The organism is Longimicrobium sp. (assembly GCA_036389135.1).
Classification (GTDB): domain Bacteria; phylum Gemmatimonadota; class Gemmatimonadetes; order Longimicrobiales; family Longimicrobiaceae; genus Longimicrobium.
Genome location: DASVQP010000004.1, coordinates 1 through 3,172, shown reverse-complemented (window position 1 = coordinate 3,172; position 3,172 = coordinate 1). Strand labels below are relative to the sequence as shown.

General features: G+C 69.6%; 3 protein-coding genes. 1 reads left to right on the top strand and 2 read right to left on the bottom strand.

What is annotated here, in order from left to right; all coding sequences use genetic code 11:
* Positions 1-154: 154 nt before the first annotated feature.
* Positions 155-1,492, bottom strand: a complete 1,338-nt coding sequence (locus VF584_01455; GenBank protein HEX8208823.1) for an IS701 family transposase — start codon at positions 1,490-1,492, stop codon at positions 155-157.
* Positions 1,493-1,778: 286 nt separating this feature from the next.
* Here VF584_01455 and VF584_01450 point away from each other — a divergent pair, with 286 nt between their 5' ends.
* Complete coding sequence (locus VF584_01450) at positions 1,779-2,642, top strand: SDR family oxidoreductase (protein ID HEX8208822.1); 864 nt, start codon at positions 1,779-1,781, stop codon at positions 2,640-2,642.
* Positions 2,643-2,983: 341 nt separating this feature from the next.
* Here VF584_01450 and VF584_01445 read toward each other — a convergent pair.
* The coding region (locus tag VF584_01445; GenBank protein HEX8208821.1) for a hypothetical protein at positions 2,984-3,172 on the bottom strand (189 nt) is incomplete at its 5' end.

The window sequence follows — 3,172 nt, the reverse complement described above, 5'->3', positions numbered from 1 at the left end:
AGCACCCTTTCCGCGTCGGGGACACCGCCGAGCAAAGTCCAACACTCCCTGCTACGGCACCCCTCCCGATACCCGCGCCCCTCGTTCCGCTGTCATAACGATAGTTTGTTAATTCGGGAGATAGAGGTTGATCGGTACTCCTGATCCGACGGCCTCAATCAGGGTAGCGAGTGCTGGCGGTGGCCGCGCCTGCGCCCAGGCCCTCCAGCAGCGTGTGAGCCAGCGGAAAGGTGCCAGCCAGGCTCGCACGGCTCGCAGCGCCTCCGGCCAGGAGAGGGAGTGCTGCGGGCGGATATTTTTTCCCCGCTCCGGTATGGCCGGATCGCGCAGGCTGTGATCCGGTGCGAACAGGGTGCGGCCCGGCCAAGTGTCCTTCGCGCGCGGCCTGCCACCAGCAGAAGCTGAAGGCCGCGCAGACCAGCAGCCAGTGCCGGCGGATGGCGACATCGCCGCGGACCTGGAAGTCCGCCCACCCGAGCTCGCCTTTCACGGACTTGTAGCCCTGCTCGGTCCAGTTGCGCCACGCATAGAGCTGGGTGATCTCCTCGAGTGAGCTGCCCTTGAGGTTGGAGGAGAGATACCAGGTGGACTGCGCGGGAAGCCGGCGCCGATCGGTGGTGACGCAGAGGGCGCGAACGGCCTTGCGCGGGCCGAAGTGCAGGAACGTCAGCTCCGCCACCCACCAGCTCTCCCGGTGTCCGTCCTGGAAACGCCGCTTGATCCGCTGCCATGCGGCGCGGGGCAGATCCTGGACCGCCTCCTCGAAGGAATGGGCCTCCTCGGCCCGTGCCCACCCTTGGCTCCAACTGCCGCGATGGGCCAGGACATAGGGGATCTTGCCCTGCGTGAGCCGCCACTCCAGTTCAGGGTTGTCCCCGTAGAAGCAGTCGAAGACGACGGCGCGGAAGGGGATGTCGGCCGTGCGCGCCTGCTCGATGAGGTCGATGGCGATCTGCGGCTTGGTGCGAAACCGCGGATCCTTCGTGCCTGCGGCGAAGCGAGGGGCCGGCGTGTAGGGCGCGACGTGCAGGGGATAGTGCACCCGCCCGTCTGTCCAGAGGGAGGTGACGGCGACGATGCCGTTGTCGATCTTGCCGACCGAGCCGAGGTACTGCCGGCCGACATGCGCGGTGGCCGTGCCGTCCTTCCGATCGCCGGTGTCGTCAAGCACGAGCACGCCGCCGCGATGGGCCGCCGTGGCCGCCTCGCTCTGCAGCAGCGCAAGGCGCCGGGCGTTGAGGGCCTCCGCGCTCCAGTCGGCCTCCGAGAGGAAGTATTGCAGGCGCTGGACCTCGGGGCTCTGCGCCTGCACCACCGGTTCCGCGCCGGCCAGAGCCGTGAGCGTCTTGTTGCGATCGCGCGGGGCGAGCAGCCCGCTCAGGTAGCCCCGAAAGCTGCGGCGCTGGCCGAGCGAACCGAAGAGCGCGTCAAACTGCACCGCGAATGCCTCAAGCGGCCCCGGTGCCGGCGGACAAGGCTGACGGGCGGTCATCGGCAAGTCCCTCCGATGATCCCATCGCCTATGCCACACCCGAGTTCAACAAACTAGCGTTAGGAGCGACGTACGCGGCACCAGGCGCGTCCATGGTCTCCTTGCCCCGCCCGACGCTCACCTGCCGTATGCCGGGCAGGTCCATGACTGCCCGCCGCCGGGCGCAAGAATGCCTGTTGTCCGCTCGCGGTCCCGTCGCGTCCGCGACTTACCGGAGGCTATGTTCCCGTACGCGAAAGCGCGCCAAGGCGGGGCAGCATCCGCCGACACGGGAGGAGACATCCGCATGAGCCTGCAGCAGCACAGCGCGAACTCGAAGGGACGTCCCGTTGCGGTGGTGGTGGGCGCCACCTCCAAGTGGCAGGCGGACGGGCGCAACACGAAGCTGGCGCACGGACGGCCGCTCGACGACAGCGACCTGCCCGTCGCCCTGCGTTGGGGCGTCGGCGGCGCCATCGCCCAGAAGTTCGCGGCCGAGGGCTTCCTCACCGTGCTGACCACGCGCGCGGAGGCCAATGCCTCCGCCCTCGCCGCCGCGATCCGCGACCAGGGGGGCGCCAGCATGGTCGTCGAGCTGGACCTCGTCTCGGAGCGCTCCATCGCCGCCGCCTTCCGCCGCATCCGCGAGGAGGCCGGCGACCCGGAGGTGCTGGTCTACAACGCCGGCTACCTGGAAGGCCGCGACCTGCCGCCCGAGAAGGAGCTGCTGGAGCACGTGCCGCTCGAGATCCTCGACACGGCGCTGCACATCGCCTGCCGCGGCCCCTTCCTGGTGGCGAAGGAGGTGCTGCCGGCGATGCGCCAACGCGGCGCGGGCTCCCTCTTCTTCACCAACAACGCCAGCTCCCTGCGCGGCAAGAAGCGCCGGACCGGCGAGTCGCTGTACTACCCGCGGGCGATGATGCGCACCCTGGCCCAGGTGCTGACCGAGGAATACTCGGAGCACGGGGTGCACGTGGCGAACGTGGTGGTGGACGGGCTGATCGACTCGCCCGGCACCCGGGCGCTGCCGCGGGCGCGGCAGAACCCGGACGCGGTGGTGAACCCGGTGAAGATCGCGGAAGCCTTCTGGTACCTGCACACCCAGGACCGGTCCTGCTGGACGCACGAGCTGCAGCTCACGCCCTTCCCGACCAAGCCGAGCTACTGAGGCACTCCGCCGCATCTTCCTCCCGTTGCAGCACCCGAGCCCGCCTGGCCCCGGGAAGGCGAGATGTTGCGCGCCGTCTCCTGGACGTGTTTTTCGACCAGGCCACCGCATCGAGCTCGGTCGTGCGCGTCGGGGAGGCCAACCCGTTCGGGAGGTGCGCACAGTGGTCGCACTCCTGAAGCCGTTGAAACGGCCGTCAAACGGTCCGCGATGCCGCCCGGGTCCCATCGGTGCCCTCCGGCTCCGCTCTCCCGAGATGGCGCCCGCCGCCTCAGCGACTTGCAAGCCCGTCAGGCGGAAGGGGAGCGCGGGACAAGTCGCTGATGTCCGGCTGGCCGCTGTCAGCCGCCATTGCGGGCGCGCCCGACCGCTATCATCAGCGCGACCGCGGCGTCGATCTTCTGCTCCGGCCGCGGCTTGGCGGGGTACAGGTTGCCGCGCCGGTCGGGCTTGCCGACCACGTTGCCCACCAGGTGTGCCGCGGAGCAGGGGCGGCACCTTCTCCAGCAGCCCATCATACCGGCCCGCGT